The sequence below is a fragment of the Serratia sp. Sp408 genome (assembly GCF_057180665.1).
Genome location: NZ_JBXUFT010000002.1, coordinates 260,547 through 275,557, shown reverse-complemented (window position 1 = coordinate 275,557; position 15,011 = coordinate 260,547). Strand labels below are relative to the sequence as shown.

14 protein-coding genes are annotated in these 15,011 nt (G+C 56.6%); 2 read left to right on the top strand and 12 right to left on the bottom strand.

The window, feature by feature from the left end:
• Window positions 1-29: 29 nt before the first annotated feature.
• From lpxP to acuI, 12 genes are all read right to left on the bottom strand, one after another.
• Window positions 30-950 carry a kdo(2)-lipid IV(A) palmitoleoyltransferase gene (lpxP, locus tag AC2AXP_RS12075; protein ID WP_004958036.1) on the bottom strand — a complete coding sequence of 307 codons (921 nt, stop codon included), beginning with the start codon at window positions 948-950 and terminating at the stop codon, window positions 30-32.
• A gap of 432 nt (window positions 951-1,382) precedes the next feature.
• Window positions 1,383-1,679, bottom strand: a complete 297-nt coding sequence (gene fis / locus AC2AXP_RS12070; RefSeq protein ID WP_000462905.1) for a DNA-binding transcriptional regulator Fis — start codon at window positions 1,677-1,679, stop codon at window positions 1,383-1,385.
• A gap of 21 nt (window positions 1,680-1,700) precedes the next feature.
• Complete coding sequence (gene dusB / locus AC2AXP_RS12065; protein ID WP_004958039.1) at window positions 1,701-2,666, bottom strand: tRNA dihydrouridine synthase DusB; 966 nt, start codon at window positions 2,664-2,666, stop codon at window positions 1,701-1,703.
• Window positions 2,667-3,195: 529 nt separating this feature from the next.
• Window positions 3,196-4,077 (bottom strand): 50S ribosomal protein L11 methyltransferase, encoded by an 882-nt coding sequence (gene prmA / locus AC2AXP_RS12060; RefSeq protein ID WP_484381698.1) that lies wholly within the window; start codon window positions 4,075-4,077, stop codon window positions 3,196-3,198.
• Window positions 4,078-4,088: 11 nt separating this feature from the next.
• A complete protein-coding gene (panF, locus tag AC2AXP_RS12055; protein WP_004958042.1) occupies window positions 4,089-5,534 on the bottom strand; it encodes a sodium/pantothenate symporter in 1,446 nt (481 codons plus the stop codon).
• Window positions 5,524-5,766, bottom strand: coding sequence for a YhdT family protein (locus tag AC2AXP_RS12050; protein ID WP_004958044.1), 243 nt, complete (start codon window positions 5,764-5,766; stop codon window positions 5,524-5,526). The genes panF and AC2AXP_RS12050 overlap by 11 nt, the downstream gene beginning before the upstream one ends.
• 193 nt (window positions 5,767-5,959) lie before the next feature.
• Window positions 5,960-7,309 carry an acetyl-CoA carboxylase biotin carboxylase subunit gene (gene accC, locus AC2AXP_RS12045; protein ID WP_004958046.1) on the bottom strand — a complete coding sequence of 450 codons (1,350 nt, stop codon included), beginning with the start codon at window positions 7,307-7,309 and terminating at the stop codon, window positions 5,960-5,962.
• Between the two features lie 13 nt (window positions 7,310-7,322).
• Complete coding sequence (accB, locus tag AC2AXP_RS12040) at window positions 7,323-7,790, bottom strand: acetyl-CoA carboxylase biotin carboxyl carrier protein (RefSeq protein ID WP_004958048.1); 468 nt, start codon at window positions 7,788-7,790, stop codon at window positions 7,323-7,325.
• A gap of 91 nt (window positions 7,791-7,881) precedes the next feature.
• Window positions 7,882-8,334: a type II 3-dehydroquinate dehydratase gene (aroQ, locus tag AC2AXP_RS12035; protein WP_004958050.1), complete on the bottom strand. Its 453-nt coding sequence runs from the start codon at window positions 8,332-8,334 to the stop codon at window positions 7,882-7,884.
• Window positions 8,335-8,641: 307 nt separating this feature from the next.
• The gene (gene msrQ, locus AC2AXP_RS12030; protein WP_004958053.1) at window positions 8,642-9,241 is read right to left on the bottom strand and encodes a protein-methionine-sulfoxide reductase heme-binding subunit MsrQ; all 600 of its coding nucleotides are present in this window, start codon (window positions 9,239-9,241) and stop codon (window positions 8,642-8,644) included.
• A complete protein-coding gene (msrP, locus tag AC2AXP_RS12025; protein ID WP_039991617.1) occupies window positions 9,242-10,243 on the bottom strand; it encodes a protein-methionine-sulfoxide reductase catalytic subunit MsrP in 1,002 nt (333 codons plus the stop codon).
• A gap of 150 nt (window positions 10,244-10,393) precedes the next feature.
• Window positions 10,394-11,371, bottom strand: coding sequence for an acrylyl-CoA reductase (NADPH) (gene acuI / locus AC2AXP_RS12020; RefSeq protein WP_039991619.1), 978 nt, complete (start codon window positions 11,369-11,371; stop codon window positions 10,394-10,396).
• Window positions 11,372-11,675: 304 nt separating this feature from the next.
• On the opposite strand from acuI, the gene csrD reads away from it, so the two are divergent.
• Window positions 11,676-13,607: an RNase E specificity factor CsrD gene (csrD, locus tag AC2AXP_RS12015; RefSeq protein ID WP_004958057.1), complete on the top strand. Its 1,932-nt coding sequence runs from the start codon at window positions 11,676-11,678 to the stop codon at window positions 13,605-13,607.
• Window positions 13,608-13,931: 324 nt separating this feature from the next.
• Window positions 13,932-14,975: a rod shape-determining protein MreB gene (mreB, locus tag AC2AXP_RS12010; protein WP_003855260.1), complete on the top strand. Its 1,044-nt coding sequence runs from the start codon at window positions 13,932-13,934 to the stop codon at window positions 14,973-14,975.
• Window positions 14,976-15,011 lie beyond the last annotated feature (36 nt).

Here is a 15,011-nt window from a genome sequence, read left to right as displayed (position 1 = left end):
GCAGGCGCTACGCCCGGCATGGCAGGGGATCAGTACAGGGACGGCGCACCGGTCGGGCGCGTTTTGAACCGGCGATGCAGCCACATATATTGCTCTGGCGCTCGCATAATCTCTTTTTCTACCACTTTGTTCATATAGGCCGCTGCGGCCATTTCATCGGCGATTGGGTAATCTTCCAACGCCGGCTGGATCAGCAGATCGTAACCGCTGCCGTTTTCACGGCGAATCAGCACTACCGGCACCAACGCCGGTTTAGCCATGCGTGCCAGCATAAAGGTGCCGCTGGTGGTGGCGGCCTGGTCAACGGCAAACAACGGTGCGAAAACGCTGCCGCGTGGGCCGTAATCCTGATCCGGTGCGAACCACACCGCTTCGCCGCGCTTCAGCGCATGTACCATGCCGCGCAGATCCTTACGATCGAGCATCGCCTTGTTGGAGCGCATGCGACCTTTGGTCTGCGCCCATTCCATGGCCTTATTGTTGTGCGGGCGATACATCGCCATCATCGGTTGGCACAGGCCCATCGCGCGGCCGCCGAGTTCCAGTGACATGAAATGCACGCCAATCACCAGCACGCCGCGCTGGTTTTGCTGCGCCATTTTGAGGTGGTTGATGCCGGACACGTTAAACCAGCGTTTTACACGTTTGTCGGACCAGAACCAGGCCATGCCGGTTTCCAGCAGACCCATGCCGAGGGATTCGAAATTACCGATCACCTTGCGCTCACGCTGTGCTTCGTCCATATCCGGGAAACACAGTTCCAGGTTGCGGCGGGTGATCGAGACGCGGCGCTTCAAAAAGCGCATCGAGGTACGGCCCATCCATACCCCCAGTCGGTGTAATACGGGGTAGGGCAGTTGAACCAGCAGGAACAGCACCGCGAGGCCAAACCAGGTCAGCCAGTAGCGGGGGTGCAACAAGGCACGTTTGAATTTTTGCGGACGCTTCATATCAACTCATTTTGCGTTAAGGGGTAGAAACCTGTAACGCATAAAGAAGCCACTCGATAGCGATACAATTACTCAGACACCCAGACCAGATTATCGTTTAGTCATTGACTAAATCTTTACATTCGAAGGGCGGTTCGCGTGCTAATCAGGCGGAAGAAGAACGGCTGTTGGCAAGCCGACGTGGCTCTAAGAATGTACAGTATACCACAGCCTACGGCAGTGAATGTAAGAGGGATATGTGATTATTCTCATTCCGCCGCCGTGAGGATACGGTGAGTCACTGCCGTGCTGGTAAGGCCTGGCTACGCTGCAAAGCGATTAAGCGACGGCATGAGCGGTGTGCCCGTCGTTTTTCGTCGGCGCCCGTCTGGGCAAATAAAAAGGCGCCGCCTCTTGCGAGGTTGCGCCTTTTCAACATGCAGCTGACTAGTATCAGTTCATGCCGTATTTTTTCAATTTCTTACGCAGGGTACCGCGGTTGATGCCCATCATCAGGGCTGCACGGGTCTGGTTGCCACGGGTGTATTGCATCACCATGTCCAACAGTGGCTGTTCAACTTCAGCCAATACCAGCTCATACAGGTCGTTCACATCCTGACCATTCAGTTGAGCAAAATAGTTCTTCAGTGCTTGTTTAACCGAGTCGCGCAGAGGCTTTTGGGTCACTTGATCCTGTGAGTTCACGGTTGAAACGGTCAGTACGTCAGAATTTACGCGTTGTTCGAACATAGTTCTGTCAGCTCTTTTTTGTTACGCAAGATTTTCGAAATATGCCTCCAACGCCTCCAGCTGTTCGCTGGCATCCTCTATGGCGTTGAATGTGCGCCGAAACTGGTCATTCGGGGCGTGTTCCTGTAGGTACCAGGATACGTGCTTACGAGCAATCCGGAATCCCTTGCCTTGGCCGTAAAAGCCGTGCAATTCCCGAATGTGCCCTATCAACAAGCGCTTTACCTCGCCAAGTGGCAGCGGTGGCAGCAACTCCCCAGTGTCCAGATAATGCTGGATTTCCCGGAAGATCCAGGGTCTCCCCTGAGCAGCACGGCCTATCATCAGAGCGTCAGCCCCGGTGTAGTCGAGCACTGCCCTGGCTTTATGCGGGTCAGTAATGTCGCCATTCGCGATAATCGGAATGGAAACGTTCTGCTTAACTGCCCGAATGCTGTCGTATTCCGCGTCGCCGTTAAACAGGCAGGCACGGGTTCGGCCATGAATCGTCAAGGCCTGAATACCACAGTCTTCGGCCAATTGGGCAATCTCTACACAGTTACGGTGTTCTGGTGCCCAGCCGGTACGGATTTTCAGCGTTACCGGTACATCCACCGCATTAACTACCGCGAGGAGGATCTGTTTAACCAGATCCGGGTACTGCAACAAGGCAGACCCTGCAAGTTTCCGGTTCACCTTCTTGGCCGGGCAACCCATATTGATGTCGATGATCTGCGCGCCGCTGGCCACGTTAATCTGGGCGGCGGCGGCCATATCATCCGGATCGCAACCGGCAATTTGCACGGAGCGAATCCCAGGTTCATCGCTATGAACCATGCGCAGACGTGACTTATCCGTTCGCCACACCTCCGGATTGGAGGAGAGCATTTCGGATACAGCCATCCCAGCACCCATTGCATGACACAAGGTTCTGAACGGGCGATCGGTGATCCCGGCCATCGGGGCCGCAATCAGGCAATTTGTTAACTGGTGGTGTCCAATGCGCATAGACAAAGAGTGACCATACTGTGTCCGCAAGGGCGCGTATATTACGCATTTTTTCGTCGAGATGAAAGGCCAAACTTTGACCAATTTACTGCAATCGATCAATGAAAATGCGCTTCACAGCGCGGCTATAAAATATTATATATATTTAACAACAACTTGATTAATTGTGCTCATTTTGTGTTCAGCAAAATAATCGCCAAACAACAGGATTTTATCTGTCGCTGACGGCTTTTTAGCAACTAAACAGCAGGAAGCGGCGGGAGTTATCAGGGTAAAACATTGATGTTGGAGCAATATCGTGGGGGGGCTTCTCGGCGATGCAGAGGCGGCGACGCTGAAAAGGGCGAGAGTGGCTCCGTCGATGATGATAAGTCCATTCAGCGGCTGTATGGGGCGTCTGTTGGCATACGGGAACACCAGTGTGGCCGGAAATGGCGTCAGCGGTGAGCCATCACCGCCGAGGGGGAAGCAGAGCAACTCGCTCCCACCGTATTTTACCGCGGCGGTGGGGGCGAGCAAACGCGGATGCTTAGCGGCGTTGACCGGTAATGCGGCACCAGTCTTCTCTTTCGGCGACCGGGTCGAGCGCAAAGCTATCCTGGTAGGCTTCTGCCACGCTGCTTGCCTGGGTCGCCAGCACGCCGGACAGGCCAAGATAACCGCCGGATTTTGGCAGGCAGCCAATCAACGGTGCCAATTCGCGCAGTGGCCCAGCCAGAATGTTCGCCACCACCACGTCAGCCTGTAAATCGGCCGGCTGGTCTTTAGGCAGATACAGCTCCAGCCGCTCTGAAACGCCGTTACGCTGGGCGTTGTCACGACTGGCCTGAATCGCCTGCGGGTCGATATCAATGCCGATGGCGCGTGCGGCACCGAGTTTCAGCGCCGCAATCGCCAGAATGCCGGAGCCGCAGCCGAAATCGATCACGGTTTTACCTGCCAGATCGAGGCCGTCGAGCCATTGCAGGCACAGCGCGGTGGTCGGGTGCGTGCCGGTACCGAATGCCAGGCCCGGATCCAGCATCACGTTGACGGCGTCCGGATCTGGCACGTCGCGCCAGCTCGGGCAGATCCACAGATGTTCGCCGAAGCGCATCGGGTGGAAGTTATCCATCCATTCGCGCTCCCAGTCCTTGTCTTCCAACTGTTCGATTTTATGGCGGAAGCCGGCACCCAGTAGCGGGTGTTGCTCCAGGATCGCCACCACTTCGGCCATATCGGTTTCAGCGTCGTAAAGACCGATCACATCGGTATCACCCCACAGCAGGGTTTCTCCCGGCAGCGGTTCAAATACCGGATTATCGTGGGTGTCCTGAAAGGTCACCGAGACCGCGCCGCTTTCGACCAGCGCATCGCTCAGGGCTTCCGCCTGGCTGCCGGTGGTGTTCAGTTTAAGTTGGATCCAAGGCATAACAATTCTCTTCAAGAAGATAAGGATGATGCCGCCCGGCGCTTGTCGCCGAAGGCATTACCGATATAAAACGCCAGCAGGCTCAACAGCAGCGCAGGCACGATAGGATGCAACCCGGCTAACTGCAGTTTCAGGCTGGCCAATAGCGTATAGCATACCGCACCTGTCACCATTGAGCTAAGGGCGCCCTGGGCATTGGCGCGCTCCCAGTACAGACCGAGCACCAGCGGCCACAGGAACACCGCCTCCAGGCCACCAAACGCCAGCAGGTTCAGCCAGATGATCATCTCGGGCGGACGCCATGCGGCCAGCAGCACCAGCAGCCCGAGGATGAGCGTGGTCAGGCTGGAGAAGCGCTTGATCATTTTTTCGTTACCCACCTGCTGCGGCCGCACGCCAAGGTACAGGTCTTTTATGATGGTGGCGGAAGATTGCAGCAGTTGAGCATTGATGGTCGACATGATCGCCGCCATTGGCGCGGCGAGGAAAATACCGGCGGCATAGGGTGGTAGCACGGTGATCATCAGCGTCGGGATCACCTGATCGGGGATCTTCAAGTCGGGGAGTACCGCACGGCCCAGCGCGCCGGCCAGGTGCATGCCAAACATCAACAGCGCCACCACCACGGTGCCAAGAATAATGCCGCGGTGTACCGCTTTACTGTCTTTGTATGAAATGCAGCGCACTGCGGTATGCGGCAGGCCAATTACCCCGAAGCACACCAGGATCCAGAACGAGGCCATAAACGGCAGGCTGAGGATCTGCTCTCCACCCTGCGGCGATACCAGCGCTGGATCGATCTGTTGCAGTTTGTCCACCGCGCTGTGCAAGCCGCCGGCAGCGTGGATCACCGCCGTCAGCAGCAATACGGTGCCCAACAGCATCACCAGTCCCTGCATGGCGTCGTTGAGCACGCTGGCGCGGAATCCGCCGAATGCGGTATACAGCGCGATGCTGAGGCCGAAAATCAGCAAGCCGGTGTCATAAGGGATACCCGCTGCGGTTTCCAGCAGGCGGGCGCCGCCGATAAACTGTACCGTCATGGCGCCGAGAAATGCCACCAGCAGGCTCAGGCTGGCCAGCCACACCAGCAACCGGCTGTGATAACGGGCGAACAGCATATCGTTAAGGGTGATAGCGTTATAGCGCCGTGCCAAAATAGCGAACTTCTTGCCCAGTACGCCAAGCGACAGCCACACCGCCGGCAGTTGGATCATTGCCAGCAGCACCCAGCCAAGACCATATTTATACGCCGCGCCCGGCCCGCCAATAAACGAACTGGCGCTGATGTAAGTGGCCGTCAGCGTCATCGCCAGCACAAAGCCGCCCATCGAGCGGCTGCCGAGAAAATATTCATTGAGAAAATTGCCGCTCTGCCGACGGCTGTAGGCATAGGCTGAAAGCCCGAATACCAGCAACAGGTAGGCGATCAGCGGGATGATGATTTCAGTTTGCATCGTTGTCCTCCAGCGGGATATCGCGGAATACGCTGCGAACCATCAGCCAGCACAATACGATAAACAACAGCGGCACCAGCAGGCAGGCCATTTCGAACCAGTGCGGCAGGCCGGTGACGCCTATTTCGCTGTCCGGCAGATAGGCTGCCAGCGCCCAGGCGAGCACATACAACAGCGTGAGGCCAAGCGCCCAGCGCGCTTCACGATGAGCCTGTATAAAACGTTTTTCCATCCGTAGCTCCAAGCGGTTTACGGTCTCCCCGTTGTTTTGCGCCGTAGCGGCAATGCCAGGGGGAAGATGGATTTACCAGAGGAAAGGGATTTTACGTCAAGGTCGGCATTTGCCAAGTGATTAAGCTACCGGAAGCCGCAAAGAAAAGGGCCGGTGATATACCGGCCCTGGTCATATGAGATCAGGCGACAACTCAGGTTTCTTGCAGACCCAGTTTCTTCTCCAGATAGTGGATATTGGTACCACCGTGCTGGAAGTTTTCGTCGTTCATGATCTTGAGTTGCAGCTCAACGTTGGTTTTGATGCCGTCGATGATCAGTTCAGCCAGCGCATTTTTCATACGCGCGATCGCCACGTCACGGTTTTCACCGTAAGTGATCAGCTTGCCGATCATGGAGTCATAATATGGCGGCACGGTATAGCCGGAATAAATATGAGACTCCCAACGCACACCAAAGCCGCCTGGCGCATGGAAACGGGTGATCTTGCCCGGGCTTGGCAGGAAGGTGTTAGGATCTTCGGCGTTGATACGGCATTCCACCGCATGGCCCTGTACCTTCACTTCTTCCTGTTTGATCGACAGCGGTTGACCGGCAGCGATGCGCAGCTGCTCTTTGATCAGATCCACGCCGGTGATCATTTCGGTAACCGGGTGTTCTACCTGGATACGGGTGTTCATTTCGATGAAATAGAACTCGCCGTTTTCATACAGGAACTCGAAGGTGCCTGCACCACGGTAGCCGATTTCCACACAGGCCTTCGAGCAGCGCTCGCCAATGTAGCGACGCATTTCGTTGGTGATGCCGGGTGCCGGTGCTTCTTCGACCACTTTCTGGTGGCGACGCTGCATCGAACAGTCACGCTCGGCCAGATAGATGGCGTTACCCTGGCCGTCCGCCAACACCTGAATTTCGATGTGGCGTGGGTTTTCCAGGTATTTTTCCATATAAACCATGTCGTTGTTGAAAGCCGCTTTGGCTTCCGCCTTGGTCATGGAAATGGATTGTTCAAGATCTTTGTCGCTGCGTACAACGCGCATACCGCGACCGCCGCCGCCGCCGGACGCCTTGATAATCACCGGATAGCCGATGCGTTTGGCAAAGGCGCGGTTCTTATCCATGTCGTCGGTCAACGGGCCGTCAGAACCGGGTACGCAGGGTACGCCGGCTTTCTTCATCGCGTTGATGGCGGAAACCTTGTCGCCCATCAGGCGGATGGTTTCGGCTTTCGGGCCGATGAAGATAAAGCCGGAACGCTCGACCTGCTCGGCAAAGTCGGCGTTTTCGGACAGGAAACCGTAGCCCGGGTGGATCGCCACTGCGCCGGTGATTTCAGCGGCAGAGATGATGGCCGGGATATTCAGGTAACTTTTTACCGATGGTGCCGGACCGATGCACACGGTCTCGTCAGCCAGCAGTACGTGTTTCAGATCGCGATCGGCTGCGGAGTGTACCGCAACGGTCTTGATGCCCAGCTCTTTGCAGGCACGCAGGATACGAAGCGCGATCTCGCCACGGTTGGCGATAACAATTTTATCAAGCATGTGGTGCGCCTCGTTATTCGATGACGACCAGTGGCTCGTCATATTCTACCGGTTGGCCGTTCTCAACCAGGATGGCTTTTACCGTACCGGATTTGTCGGCTTCGATCTGGTTCATCATTTTCATCGCTTCAACGATGCACAGGGTATCGCCGGCGTTGACTTTCTGACCCACTTCCACGAAGGCTTTCGCATCCGGGCTTGGGGTACGGTAGAAGGTACCTACCATTGGGGAACGAACGATGTGGCCACTCATGGCCGCTGGTGCTGCAGGGGTTTCTGCGGCAGGCGCAGTGGCAACGGCGGTAGCCAGCGCAGGTTGCTGCTGGGCCGGCATTGCATAGGCCTGTTGCATCATTGGGTAAGCCTGCGCCGGTGCGGCACGGCTGATACGAACCGACTCTTCGCCTTCAGAGATTTCCAGTTCAGAAATACCTGATTCTTCAACCAGTTCGATCAGTTTCTTGATTTTACGAATATCCATGAGTGTGATTCCGTACTCTTTTTGCGTAAACCCTTGCTACCTGGCGTTGCAGACGCGATGGCGTGGCTGCGACACTCGGTATTGGGGGTATTTAGTTGGATTTTGACAAGCGGTTAGCCGCTGCCTGTAAAGCAAAGCTGTAGCCATCCGCGCCGAGACCGCAAATCACGCCTACCGCAATATCGGACAGGTAAGAGTGATGGCGGAAAGGCTCACGGGCGTGCACGTTGGACAGGTGAATCTCGATAAACGGGATTTGCACCGCCAGCAGCGCATCGCGCAGCGCCACGCTGGTATGCGTGAATGCCGCAGGGTTGATCAGAATGAAATCCGTATTGCCGCGTGCCTGATGGATACGATCGATCAGCGCATGTTCGGCGTTGGATTGCAGATGGCTCAGAGTGATGTCCAGCGCGAGCGCCTGGTTTTCCAATCCGTTAACAATCTCGGTTAACGTCATGCTGCCGTACTTGTCCGGCTCACGCGTCCCCAGCAGATTAAGATTGGGGCCGTTCAGAAGCAAAATGTGAGACTTGTCTTGCATTGTGCTGGCATCTCCGGCAATAAAACCATCATCGTTCAAAATAACCCGATGTTAGCGATTTGTCACCTTTTTCGGGGAAAAAACGCGCACCCCTTACGGGTAAGGTCGGGCATTATAACGATATCGTAGCAATTCGCAGCTAAATACTGGTCTTATCAGCGAAGATATTCAAGCTCAATCTGGCAGGGATGCGGTTCCCCAGCCGGCAAAAGTCGCGCCGTTGGCATGGGCCAGCGCCGCGTGCCGCGTGAAAAAAGCCGATGTGCAGGGTATCTGAGAATGGCAAACGGAAAAAGTTCCGCCAGCGTCAGCGCCACCAGGCGCGGAATTTCTTGTAACGCAGAGCCAGCAGTACCGCCGCCAGCAGCGCATAGATCACCGGCTGTGGTGAGAGGGTCTTCACCGACCAGAGATAGTGGATCGGTGCCAGGATGGCTGCCAGATAGACGAAGTTATGCAATTTCTGCCATTTGCTGCCCAACTTGCGCATGGCCCATTGGGTCGAGGTTGCCGCCAGCGCCAGCAGCACCAGCCAGCTGATAATGCCGAGCGTCAGATAAGGGCGCGATACCAGTTCACTGCCCAACAGGCCCAGGTTGTTCAACCCCAGTTCAAGGGTCGAGTAGCTGATCAGGTGCAAACTTCCCCAGGCAAAGCACCACAGACCAACCAGGCGACGGCAGCGCATCAGCAACGCCTGGTGGCTATAGCGCGCCAGCGGGGCAATCAACAGCGTGGCCAGCAGCAGTTTGAGCGTCATGCGGCCGGTAAAATGCTGAATGTCCTTGGCCGGATCGGCGCTGAGCCAGCCTTGGTTTACCGCCAGTATCAGCCACAGCAGCGGCAACAAGGCGGCCAGATGGATCAGCACCTTTAGCGCCGTAATATGTACCGGTTTCAGCCGCACTTAGAAGTTCTCCCGCAAATCCATACCGCGGTAGAGCGAAGCCACCCGATCGCCATAACCGTTGAACAGCAACGTCGGCTGTCGCTTGACGTCCAGGATGCCGCCTGAGCCGATGACCCGCTCGCTGGCCTGTGACCAACGTGGGTGATTGACCTGCGGATTGACGTTGGCGTAAAAACCGTACTCGTTCGGCGCAGAAAGGTTCCAGGTGGTCGGCGGCTGGTCTTTGGTCAAACGAATGTGCACGATGGACTTGATGCCCTTGAAGCCGTATTTCCACGGGGTAATCAGGCGCAGCGGTGCGCCGTTTTGCGGCGGCAGCGTTTTGCCGTACACGCCGACCGTTAACAATGCCAGCGGGTGCATCGCTTCATCCAGCCGCAGTCCTTCTACATAAGGGTATTTCAGGCCACCGCCGATAAAGCGATCTTTCTGCCCCGGCATCTGCTCGGGATCGTACAGGGTCTGGAACGCCACAAAGCGCGCATTGCCGTTTGGCTCGGCCAGCTTCAGCAGCTTGCCCAGTTCGAAGCCGATCCACGGCACCACCATCGACCAGGCTTCCACGCAGCGCATGCGATAAATACGCTGTTCCAGCGGGAAGCGTTTCATCAGATCATCGATATCAAGGGTGATCGGCTTGGCGACTTCGCCGTCGATGCGCACTTTCCAGTCTGCGGTTTTCAAACCGCCGGCGTTGGCCGCCGGATCGGCCTTGTCCAGACCAAATTCATAGAAGTTGTTATAGCCGGTCACTTTGTCTTCCGGCGTCAGATCCAGCTTGGCCTGCCACTGCGACGGCTGGCTGAATTCCAGCGCTTTGCCCGGCGGTGCCTTGGGACGATCGTTGCCCTTGAACCATGACAGCAGATCGGCCTGCGCATTAAGCGGCAGAGCCAGTGACGCAGCGCTGAGACCCAACGCCTGCAATACCTTGCGCCGCTGATGGAACACGCTTTCCGGCGTGACATCGGCTTCGGTCAGTTTACGCGGTTTGCTCATGGTCATGTCCTCCGTGGTGATGAATCAAGCATGGCGCGAAACGACGTCAGAAGCGAGCAGCCACCAGAAAATATGAAATTTCGCAGAAGGGGTGTGGGGGGCGATCGGGGCAGGAAAGTCAGGCGCGGCTGGCCGCGCCCGGCATGAATGCTAACGGATTTTCACCAGCGTACGGCCGGTCACCTGGTTGCCCAGCAACGCAGCCGCGGTAGCGGGCGCCTGCTCGAGCGTGATTTCATGCGTCGCCTGCTGGTAGAAGCTGTCCGGCAGGATACCGGCCAGGCGTTCCCAGGCGGTTTGCCGGCGGTGCAGCGGTGTATGCACCGAATCGACCCCTTGCAGGCGCACGTTGCGCAGGATAAACGGCATCACGGTGGTGGGCAGCTGATAGCCGCCGGCCAGCCCGCAGGCGGCGACGGTGCCGTTGTAATTCATCTGTGCCAGTACGCGCGACAACAGCTTGTCGCCAACGGTATCCACCGCCCCGGCCCACAGCTGTTTTTCCAGCGGCCTTGGCGTTTCGATATAACCGCTGCGTGACAGCACCTCTTTGGCGCCGAGCGCTTTCAAATAATCGGTATTGCTGTCGCGGCCACTCAGCGCGGTTACCTGGTAGCCCAGAGCGGACAAAATGGCGATGGCGGTGCTGCCGACGCCGCCGCTGGCCCCGGTGACCAGCACGTTGCCATCATCCGGCCGCACGCCGCCGTCCTCCAGCGCCATGACGCACAGCATGGCGGTGAAGCCGGCGGTGCCAAGGATCATTGCCTTACGCTCATCCAGTCCCTGCGGCAACGGCACCAGCCATTCGCCGGACACGCGTGCGCGTTCCGCCAGTCCACCCCAGTGGTTTTCCCCGACGCCCCAGCCGGTGAGTACCACGCTCTGGCCCTCCTTGAAGCGCTGATCCTTGCTGCTGACCACCGTGCCGGCGAAATCGATGCCGGGCACCATGGGGAAGTTGCGCACGATTTTGCCTTTACCGGTGATGGCCAATGCGTCTTTATAGTTCAGACTTGACCAGTTGACCTCGACCGTGACATCACCGTCGGGTAAACGATCGTTGTCGATATCCTGCACCTGGGCGATGGTGTGTTCGTCTTGCTGTTCCAATAACAGTGCGCGCATGTCACTCTCCCTCTCATATAATTCGTGATGCGAATGGCTGAGTTTGCTTTCTTTGACTATATGCATAATAGGCAAGTTATGTCCTGATAAAGCACAAATTAATGTGGTTAAAAGGTTTCTTTCATTAGTTATGCTTGGTAGGTTGATGCGCAGCCCTGACGGCGAAACGCCACGTCATGCGCCGCTAAAAAACGGCGATTATCGCTTAAAAATCAGGATGCACGTTGGTGTCAGATAGACAGGATCGGTGCCTTCTCTCTCGAAAGGCGCGGAGTTACTTAACCATAGCGAACAAGGCACAGGGATGCGATTTACCACCAAACTCTCTGCATTGATTACCCTGCTCGTCGCACTGGCTATGTTTTTAATGCTGATGGGCTGTTCCTACAGCTTCTTCTATGTCACTCAGGAGCGCATGGATCGCCGTTTTGACGCGCTGGTCACCTCGATCGATCAGGCGCTGCTGCTGGACTCGCCGCAGGATCAGGAAAAGTGGTTGCCGCTGCTGACGCGGCCATTGGGCATCGTTGCGATCAGCGTGGATACAGCACGCCATAACGTATTACGTTATCAGTCGCCTACGGTAAAACAGCCGTGGGACGCTCTGGCAGGCTACCGTCAGGTTGCTTTGCCGCTGCTGCATCACCCCGAAAGTACGCTGCACATTACCTATCAGGATCCCTTTGCCGGGGACGTGCGATCGCTGCAGTCCACCATGGCGGTGACGCTGGCGATTGTCGTCATGGTGATCGTGCTGCTGCTCAGCCTGCGCTGGCTACGTGAACAGGCGGAAGGCGAGGATCTGCTCGAACGCCGTGCGCGGCGCATTCTCAACGGCGAGCGCGAAGAGGTGATGAAAGGTGAGGTGCGCGAATGGCCCGCCAGCGTCAGCGGGGCGCTCGATCGGTTGTTGGCAGACTTGGCCGAAGCGCGTGAAGAGCGCAGCCGGGTTGATTCTCTCATCCGGGCATTTGCCGCGCAGGATGCGAAAACCGGCCTTAACAACCGGCTGTTTTTTGATAACCAACTGACGACCCAACTGGAAGAGGACGGCTCGCACGGTATTGTGATGATGGTGCGTTTCCCGGACTTCGACACCCTGCGTGAAACCTACGGCAACGCCGCTGTGCAGGAGCTGATGTATTCGCTGGTCAATCTGTTGTCCACCTTCGTCATGCGCTATCCAGCCGCGCTGTTGGCGCGCTATTTCCACAGCGATTTTACCGTGTTGCTACCGCATCGTAGCTTGAAGGAGGCGGATGGCATCGCCTCACAATTGGTCAACGCCATCGATTCGTTACCCTCGAAGGCGCTTATCGAGCGCGAAGCGTTTCTGCATATTGGCATCGTGGCCTATCGCAGCGGACAAACCACCGAACAGATTATCGATTATGCCGAGCAGGCGACGCGCCACGCCGCATTGCAGGGCGAAAACGGCTGGCACGTCTATGACAGCCTGGTGCCGGAAAAAGGCCGCGGCAGCGTGAAGTGGCGTACCCTGCTGGAGCAGGTGCTGGCGCGTGGCGGCCCGCGCCTGTATCAGAAGCCGGCGATTGACGTCGACGGTGAGGTGCATCACCGGGAAATCATGAGCCGAATTTACGACGGTACGCAGGAATTGCTGCCGGCAGAATACATGCCGCTGGTGCAGCAGTTCGGGTTGGCGGAAAGTTACGATCGCCAGTTGATGGGGCGCATTATTCCGTTGTTGCGGTTATGGCCCGAAGAGACGCTGGCATTTCCGCTGTGCGTTGACTCATTATTACAGCGGCCGTTCCAGCGTTGGTTGCGCGATACGTTGTTACAATGCGAAAAAACGCATCGGCGGCGGATTCTGATTGAACTTGCAGAGGCAGATGTGTGTCAACATATCGACCGCTTACGCCCGGTGTTGCGTTTGCTTGCAGGACTGGGCTGTCGTCTGGCGGTTTCCCAAGCGGGTTTAACCGTGGTCAGCACTTCCTATATCAAGTCATTGCAGGTGGAAATCGTCAAGCTCCACCCGGGTTTGGTGCGGAGTATTGATAGGCGCGATGAAAATCAACTGTTCGTTCAGAGTCTGTCCAGTGCCTGCGAAGGGACCAGCGCACGGCTGTTTGCCGCCAGTGTGCGTACGCGCAATGAGTGGCAGACCTTGAAGGAACGTGGTATTCACGGTGGTCAGGGTGACTTTTTCGCATCGCCGGAACCGATCGATGTCGGGCGCAAAAAATATTCGCGCCGTTATCGTGTTTAAGCTGAATATTTGAGTGATTTTTAACGTAGAATGGCCCGTCCTTTCCTGTCGAACGTTGGTAGGTGCTTACCACCAGTGGCAATCAGGGAATATGTTAGATTTTATGAGCTGTGTTACGCCGTTTTTGTGCGTTGACAGGGTGGTAAGCTGAGCCTTTGTTCAGGGAATTCAGGCCTCATCCAATTTCCGCGCATTCGAGCAGAAACAATACAGACTATTTTTCACCGAAGTAGAACGTTTTTGCGCCTTGTCGCTGCTTCGTGTGGTTGGTAAAGTAGGCGGATTTTATTTTCCGCCCCCAGCTTGCAGGATTATCCTTTAGTTATGTTTAAGAAATTTCGTGGCATGTTTTCCAATGACTTGTCCATCGACTTGGGTACCGCCAATACCCTGATTTATGTTAAAGGGCAAGGCATTGTACTGAATGAACCGTCGGTGGTTGCCATTCGCCAGGATCGTGCCGGTTCACCGAAGAGCGTTGCGGCCGTGGGTCATGACGCCAAACAGATGCTGGGGCGCACGCCTGGCAATATCGCTGCTATTCGTCCAATGAAAGACGGCGTCATTGCTGATTTCTTTGTGACCGAAAAGATGCTGCAGCACTTTATCAAGCAGGTTCACAGCAACAGCTTCATGCGCCCAAGCCCACGAGTGCTGGTGTGTGTGCCGGTGGGGGCCACTCAGGTTGAGCGTCGCGCCATTCGTGAATCTGCTCAGGGCGCTGGCGCCCGCGAAGTGTTCTTGATTGAAGAACCGATGGCTGCCGCAATCGGCGCCGGTCTGCCGGTGTCTGAAGCGACCGGCTCGATGGTGGTTGATATCGGCGGCGGTACCACAGAAGTAGCGGTGATCTCGCTTAACGGCGTGGTCTACTCCTCTTCCGTGCGCATCGGCGGCGATCGCTTCGATGAAGCAATCATTAATTATGTGCGCCGTAACTATGGCTCACTGATCGGCGAAGCTACCGCAGAACGCATCAAGCACGAGATCGGTTCGGCATACCCGGGCGACGAAGTGCGCGAGATCGAAGTTCGCGGCCGTAACCTGGCCGAAGGCGTGCCGCGCGGCTTTACCCTGAACTCCAATGAAATCCTCGAAGCCCTGCAAGAGCCGCTGACCGGTATTGTCAGCGCGGTGATGGTGGCGCTGGAACAGTGTCCGCCGGAGCTGGCTTCCGACATTTCCGAACGCGGCATGGTGCTGACCGGCGGTGGCGCGTTGCTGCGCAACCTGGATCGCCTGCTGATGGAAGAAACCGGCATTCCGGTGGTGGTGGCGGAAGATCCGCTCACCTGCGTTGCACGTGGCGGCGGTAAGGCGTTGGAAATGATCGACATGCACGGCGGCGATTTGTTCAGCGAAGAATAATCAGCCCCAGGAAGGAGGTATCATATTGGATGAATG

Coding starts and splice junctions, on each gene's coding strand:
- lpxP (WP_004958036.1), bottom strand. CDS start 950: ATGAAGCGTCCGCAAAAATTCAAACGTGCCTTGTTGCACCCCCGCTAC.
- fis (WP_000462905.1), bottom strand. CDS start 1,679: ATGTTCGAACAACGCGTAAATTCTGACGTACTGACCGTTTCAACCGTG.
- dusB (WP_004958039.1), bottom strand. CDS start 2,666: ATGCGCATTGGACACCACCAGTTAACAAATTGCCTGATTGCGGCCCCG.
- prmA (WP_484381698.1), bottom strand. CDS start 4,077: ATGCCTTGGATCCAACTTAAACTGAACACCACCGGCAGCCAGGCGGAA.
- panF (WP_004958042.1), bottom strand. CDS start 5,534: ATGCAAACTGAAATCATCATCCCGCTGATCGCCTACCTGTTGCTGGTA.
- AC2AXP_RS12050 (WP_004958044.1), bottom strand. CDS start 5,766: ATGGAAAAACGTTTTATACAGGCTCATCGTGAAGCGCGCTGGGCGCTT.
- accC (WP_004958046.1), bottom strand. CDS start 7,309: ATGCTTGATAAAATTGTTATCGCCAACCGTGGCGAGATCGCGCTTCGT.
- accB (WP_004958048.1), bottom strand. CDS start 7,790: ATGGATATTCGTAAAATCAAGAAACTGATCGAACTGGTTGAAGAATCA.
- aroQ (WP_004958050.1), bottom strand. CDS start 8,334: ATGCAAGACAAGTCTCACATTTTGCTTCTGAACGGCCCCAATCTTAAT.
- msrP (WP_039991617.1), bottom strand. CDS start 10,243: ATGAGCAAACCGCGTAAACTGACCGAAGCCGATGTCACGCCGGAAAGC.
- acuI (WP_039991619.1), bottom strand. CDS start 11,371: ATGCGCGCACTGTTATTGGAACAGCAAGACGAACACACCATCGCCCAG.
- csrD (WP_004958057.1), top strand. CDS start 11,676: ATGCGATTTACCACCAAACTCTCTGCATTGATTACCCTGCTCGTCGCA.
- mreB (WP_003855260.1), top strand. CDS start 13,932: ATGTTTAAGAAATTTCGTGGCATGTTTTCCAATGACTTGTCCATCGAC.